The sequence below is a fragment of the Neisseria sp. P0021.S005 genome (assembly GCF_051956955.1).
Map to the genome: position 1 here is coordinate 1 of NZ_JBQCWY010000169.1, position 5,722 is coordinate 5,722.

Consider the following 5,722-nt stretch of genomic DNA (forward strand, 5'->3'; position numbering starts at 1 on the left):
CGCTGCCACCCATTCAAGGCCGTCTGAAAAACAAAGCTAAAACAAGTTCAGACGGCCTCAAACCAACAATATGAAAGAAAATGAAAATGGCTAATACTAATTTGTTTCAATCTATTAAAAACCGTTTGATTAAAACCGATACCTATAATGAAGCCGGCGGCATCGCCTACACGCTGACACCCAAACAACAGCTGGCACAGCTTGCCGCTACCGGTTGTCTGAACAATACCTTCTATGCTGATGCCCAAAGCCAGCTTGACCAAGTGTTGAAATTGGCAGAAAGCCTAGATGTCGAGTTTATCGCCAAAACTGCCGTATATGCCCGTCAAAAAGGTTTTATGAAAGATATGCCAGCGCTGTTGCTTGCCGTGTTGGCGCAAAAAGACGTGAACATGCTTGCCCGCGTATTCGACCAAGTGGCGGACAACGGTAAAATGTTGCGCAACTTCGCGCAAATCATCCGAAGCGGCGCGGTCGGCAGAAAATCCTTCGGCAACCGTCCGAAAAAACTGATGCAGACCTGGCTTTTGACCGCCACCGAAAAACAATTGTTGAACGCCGCTATCGGCAACGCCCCGTCGCTGGCGGACGTGGTCAAAATGGTGCATCCCAAACCGCGTGAAGCATGGCGTGCCGCCTGGTTTGCGTGGCTTATCGGCAAACCGTACGACCGCGAAGCATTGCCGCCCATTACCCGCGCCTTTGAAGACTACAAACAAAGCCGAGAAGGCGAATTGCCCAACGTTCCTTTCCAAATGCTCACTGCTTTAGACTTGAACAGCGGCGACTGGGCGCAAATCGCCCATAACGGCTCATGGCAGCAGGTTCGTCAAAACCTGAACACTTTCCTGCGCCACGAAGTGTTTGCTAAAAGCAAAAACATCAAAATGGTGGCAGAAAAACTGCGTGACGAAACCGCCATTGCCCGCGCCCGCGTCCTGCCTTATCAGTTGCTGACCGCGTATCAGGCAACATCTAATCAAATGCCGTCTGAAATCCGCGAAGCCCTGCAAGATGCGATGGAAACCGCCGTACAAAACGTACCGGTAATCCAAGGCAAAGTCGTGGTTTGCCCGGACGTCTCCGGCTCTATGCACAGTCCGGCTACCGGCTATCGCGGCAGTGCATCCACCAAAACCCGCTGTATCGACATCGCCGCGCTCGTGTCCGCCGCTATGTTGCGTACCAATCCGCAAGCCCGCGTGATACCGTTTGAGCAAATCACGGTAAACGTGAAGCTCAACCCGCGCGACAGCATCATGACCAACGCCGAAAAACTCGCCAATGTCGGCGGCGGCGGAACAGCATGCAGCGCACCGCTTGCCATGTTGAACCGTGAAAAAGCCGACGTGGATTTGGTTGTCATCGTATCAGACAACGAAAGTTGGGCAGATGACAGCCAACGATGGGGTGGCAAAACCAGTCTGATGAAAGAATGGAATATTCTGAAACAACGTTGTCCCGAAGCCAAACTCGTTTGTCTGGATATCCAGCCTTACACTACGGCTCAAGCACGAAACCGTCAGGATATCTTGAACATCGGCGGCTTCTCCGACCAGGTATTCTCCCTGATTGGTTCCTTTGCCGAACGAGGTATGGGTACAGATTTCTGGGTAGAAGAGATTGAGAAAACGCCGTTGGCAGCTGTGAACTGAAGCTAAGGTCGTCTGAAAAAAGTAGGAATATATTTCAGACGGCCTATTTATTCAGGGCAAGCTGAGAAAAAGAATAAGGAAACAAAATGCAAAAATTCATCTTAATCCGTGGACACCAAGGTTCGGGAAAATCGACTTTCGCCGAACAAAAAGCCGCCGAATTTAAAGCGAAGTACCGTGATGCCGAAATCGTCCATATTGAAAACGACTTATTCATGACCGACGAAAATGGCGTGTACCGTTGGTCGGGCGAGGCAGTGGATAAGGCGCAGAAACGCGGTAATGCCTTGATGACCGAAACCTTAAAAATCGGACGCCAAAATCCGAACCGCAATATTCTAATCATCCATTCCAACACCAACCAAAAGGCTTCGCGTTGCCGCCATTTGTTGGATTTGGCGAAAAAAAGCGCTTTTGATACAGAAATCTACCGTATGCACAATTTCTATCCCAACCTGCACGGCGTGAAAGAGCATGACGTGTTGGCGGCGTATATCAAGCTGAACCAAAACCGTGTGGCAAACGAAATCCACGTTGAAGCCGTACAGCCCGCCAGCGCGGAACAACTGGAAAAAATCAAGCAGATGCAGGCTTTCGAGCAACAAACCTTGTCGTTTGACGAAGCGCAGCAAACCTTCGTCACTGAAAATTATCTGCAACACGGCAGCCGCAACTTTACCGCCAAAGCATCCAAGCGTTACCCCGAATTGCGCGTGTTGAAATACGCCCGCAGCGTGTTCTACGACAACCGCTTCGACGATGCGCTGCTGGAAATGCGCGGCTTGATTATCGACGCGCACAACCGCATCATCGTGCGCCCGTTTAAAAAAGTGTTCAATTATTCGGAACGTATCGCCAAAGGCAGCCGTTACCCGATCCGCGTCGGCGACGAGCGATTGGTGGATGCGGTGGTAAAAGTGAACGGTTTCCTCGGCTGCTGCACTTTCGTCTCGCTTTCAGACGGCCACCCGTCCCACGGCGCGGCGTTTGACGGCAAAGTGCTGTATTCGACCACCGGTTCGCTCGACAGCGCGTTTGTGGACATGACCGCCGCACACTGCGCGCAATACGAAACCCTGTTCCGCGCTTATCCGAACCACACTTTTTTGTTTGAAATCACAGACGCGAAAGACGTACACATCATCCGCGAAGAATTGGGCGAGACCTTAATCGGCTGCATCGATGTGGCGACGGGCCGTCAGTTTAGCGAAGCCGAATTGGACGAAATCGGCAAACAATACGGTGTCCGCCGCCCCGAAACGTTAAAAAACATCACGTTCGGGGAGCTGAAAGGCCGTCTGAAAAACGTGGAACACGAAGGCTTTATGGTATTTGATGCACAAAACGGCGAAATGCTGTTCAAACTCAAATCGCCGTATTACCTGATTTCCAAGTTTCTGGGACGAAGCAATGAAGGCAACATCGGCCGCAAGCTCGACAAACGCCACGTCGATGAAGAGTTTTACCCCTTAATCGACCACATCCGCGAGCATCGCGAAGCGTTCAACGCCATACCGGAATTGGATAAGATTGCGTTTATCCAAGCATTCTTGCGGCAACTGTAAGGCCGTCTGAAAATATATGGAGCAACATGTATTTATTTTCCGCGCTCGTATGCTTCAATTTCGCCGACTTTAGGTGCATAGCCGCTGTTTGTGTCGTGACGCAAGTCCAACCAGATATCGACCAATGCCCAAGCGGCCGGAGCGGCAATCACGTTTTGCCCCATACATAAAACTTGCGCGTTATAGTTTTCCACCGAGCCGCGGACAGTAAGCAAATCATGCGCCGTTGCTGCCCGTATGCCGCGCACCTTATTGGCGGCGATTGCCGTGCCCACGCCGGTGCCGCAAATCAACAGCGCACGGTCGGCACGTCCTGCCGCGACTTCTTCGGCCGCGGCAAACGAGAGTTGCGGATAGGTTTCTTCTGGCGAGGATAAATCGACCAAGCTGCTGACGCGCGGGTCGTTTTGCAGATGCGCTTTGAGCGCGTCTTTCAATATTGCGCCGTTGGCCGGCGCGGCAATAACCAAACGCATAAAAACTCCTTGAAGCATATAATAATAAACATTCCTCAGCATACGCCCGCGCGTGATACGATTCAAGCTTGCAACGCAGAGAGCACGGCATGAGCAAAACCTACTTCACATCAGACCTACATTTCTCACATAAAAACATTGCCAAATTCTGCCCGCAATTTCGACCGTTTGATAACGTGGAGCAGATGGATGAATTTTTAATCCAAACGTGGAATGAAACCGTTACGCCTGAAGATACGGTGTACAACTTGGGCGATTTTTCCTTTGCCCAAGACCATAAGCAGATAGAGCGCGTTTTGTCGCGTTTGAACGGGCAGCATCACTTGATTTACGGCAATCATGATCATGTGATTCGGCAGCATGCCGATTTTTTCCGCAGCCAAACCAAGCATGACGGCCATCCGCTGCTGTCGTCCATACGGCCGTATTTGAAACTCAAATTGCCGGAAATTAAGAATACGCTGGTTCTCTTTCACTATCCGATACAGGAATGGGACGGCTGCTATCAGGGTTGGTATCACTTGTATGGCCATTTGCATGACAGGGTGGCGGAAATCAAAGGGCGTGCTTTAAATGTCGGATTCGATTTGCACGGCCGCTTTTTGACGGCAGAAGATGTCGATAAGTTTTTGTGTGATTTGCCTAAAATTTCGTATTTTGGCGAAGCAGGGTTGAAGGCCAAGTCGCCGGAAGAAGCAGCAGAGCTGGTGTCTCGGAAACTGGCGCAATTAAATCAGGTATAATTTCAGACGGCCTTTGCGGATTTACGGCAAAGGCCGTCTGAATATCAATTTCCCATTTTTGAGTGATACATGGAAAACCTTTTGGTTTACTTACTACAAAAAATCAGCCTCCCCAACCAAACCGGCAAGGACAAGTCATGAGCGGTAAGCCTTTGAAGTATCCCGTTTCCGCTTTGGTTGTCTTGCATGATGAAGACGGCAATATCCTGCTGATTGAACGCACGGCGCCGCAAGGTTTTTGGCAGTCGGTTACCGGCAGCTTGGAAGAAGGCGAGCGTATCGAAGAAACCGCATGGCGCGAAGTGTGGGAAGAAACCGGTATCCGCCTTGCAGACGGTCTGCTGGAAAACTGGCACGACAGCACCGTTTATGAAATCTATCATCACTGGCGCCATCGCTATCCCAAAGGTGTGTTTGAAAACCGCGAACACATCTTCTCCGCCCAAATTCCGCGTGATACGCCCATTGTCCTGCAACCGGACGAACACGTTGCCTACGGTTGGTTTGGTGCGGAAGAAGCGGCGGAAAAAGTGTTTTCGCCTTCCAATAAACGCGCAATTTTAGAATTGATTAAAAGGCTGAATGCCAAAAAGGCCGTCTGAATACGACAGTTTCACATTTTCAGACGGCCTTGGGTTTGCTATACTTTCGCCGTTTGACTCTCTTTAAAATCAAAGGAAACCATCATGGCAGACTTCAACAAAATCCTGACCCCGGGCGATGTGGATGGCGGCATCATCAACGTTGTCAACGAAATCCCAGCGGGCAGCAACCACAAAATCGAATGGAACCGCAAACTGGCCGCTTTCCAACTCGACCGCGTTGAACCGGCAATTTTCGCCAAGCCGACCAACTACGGCTTCATTCCGCAAACTTTGGACGAAGACGGCGACGAATTGGATGTATTGCTGGTGACCGAGCAGCCTTTGGCAACCGGTATTTTCCTGGAAGCACGCGTTATCGGCGTGATGAAATTCGTTGACGACGGCGAAGTGGACGACAAAATCGTCTGCGTTCCGGCCGACGACCGCAACAACGGCAACGCCTACAAAACTTTGGCCGATTTGCCGCAACAACTGATCAAACAAATCGAGTTCCACTTCAACCACTACAAAGACCTGAAAAAAGCAGGTACCACTAAAGTTGAATCTTGGGGTGATGTAGAAGAAGCGAAACAAGTCATCAAAGAATCCATCGAACGTTGGAACAAACAAGCCTAATCGGTTTGTCCCGTCCAATATAAAGGCCGTCTGAAAGCAAAGTTCAGACGGCCTTTTTATGTT

Annotated in this window: 6 protein-coding genes; 5 read left to right on the top strand and 1 reads right to left on the bottom strand. The window is 50.4% G+C overall.

What is annotated here, in order from left to right; translation table 11 throughout:
- The first annotated feature begins 80 nt into the window (after nt 1-80).
- Both ACTHUE_RS10055 and ACTHUE_RS10060 read left to right on the top strand, forming a co-directional pair.
- Nucleotides 81-1,655: a vWA domain-containing protein gene (locus ACTHUE_RS10055; RefSeq protein ID WP_107791807.1), complete on the top strand. Its 1,575-nt coding sequence runs from the start codon at nt 81-83 to the stop codon at nt 1,653-1,655.
- Between the two features lie 86 nt (nt 1,656-1,741).
- On the top strand, nt 1,742-3,220 hold the full coding sequence (locus ACTHUE_RS10060; RefSeq protein ID WP_107791808.1) for an RNA ligase: 1,479 nt from the start codon (nt 1,742-1,744) through the stop codon (nt 3,218-3,220).
- Nucleotides 3,221-3,252: 32 nt separating this feature from the next.
- Here the strand turns inward: ACTHUE_RS10060 and ACTHUE_RS10065 are convergent, their stop codons facing one another.
- Nucleotides 3,253-3,696 carry an RpiB/LacA/LacB family sugar-phosphate isomerase gene (locus ACTHUE_RS10065; RefSeq protein WP_070461664.1) on the bottom strand — a complete coding sequence of 148 codons (444 nt, stop codon included), beginning with the start codon at nt 3,694-3,696 and terminating at the stop codon, nt 3,253-3,255.
- Nucleotides 3,697-3,785: 89 nt separating this feature from the next.
- Between ACTHUE_RS10065 and ACTHUE_RS10070 the strand changes: the two genes are divergently transcribed.
- From ACTHUE_RS10070 to ACTHUE_RS10080, 3 genes are all read left to right on the top strand, one after another.
- On the top strand, nt 3,786-4,439 hold the full coding sequence (locus ACTHUE_RS10070; protein ID WP_070461665.1) for a metallophosphoesterase: 654 nt from the start codon (nt 3,786-3,788) through the stop codon (nt 4,437-4,439).
- 137 nt (nt 4,440-4,576) lie between these two features.
- Nucleotides 4,577-5,041, top strand: a complete 465-nt coding sequence (nudB, locus tag ACTHUE_RS10075; protein ID WP_070461666.1) for a dihydroneopterin triphosphate diphosphatase — start codon at nt 4,577-4,579, stop codon at nt 5,039-5,041.
- A gap of 84 nt (nt 5,042-5,125) precedes the next feature.
- Nucleotides 5,126-5,659 (top strand): inorganic diphosphatase, encoded by a 534-nt coding sequence (locus ACTHUE_RS10080; RefSeq protein WP_003678634.1) that lies wholly within the window; start codon nt 5,126-5,128, stop codon nt 5,657-5,659.
- Nucleotides 5,660-5,722 lie beyond the last annotated feature (63 nt).

Excerpts from the sequence above, each read along its gene's own strand:
- ACTHUE_RS10055 (WP_107791807.1), top strand. The coding sequence starts at position 81 with ATGAAAATGGCTAATACTAATTTGTTTCAATCTATTAAAAACCGTTTG.
- ACTHUE_RS10060 (WP_107791808.1), top strand. The coding sequence starts at position 1,742 with ATGCAAAAATTCATCTTAATCCGTGGACACCAAGGTTCGGGAAAATCG.
- ACTHUE_RS10065 (WP_070461664.1), bottom strand. The coding sequence starts at position 3,696 with ATGCGTTTGGTTATTGCCGCGCCGGCCAACGGCGCAATATTGAAAGAC.
- ACTHUE_RS10070 (WP_070461665.1), top strand. The coding sequence starts at position 3,786 with ATGAGCAAAACCTACTTCACATCAGACCTACATTTCTCACATAAAAAC.
- nudB (WP_070461666.1), top strand. The coding sequence starts at position 4,577 with ATGAGCGGTAAGCCTTTGAAGTATCCCGTTTCCGCTTTGGTTGTCTTG.
- ACTHUE_RS10080 (WP_003678634.1), top strand. The coding sequence starts at position 5,126 with ATGGCAGACTTCAACAAAATCCTGACCCCGGGCGATGTGGATGGCGGC.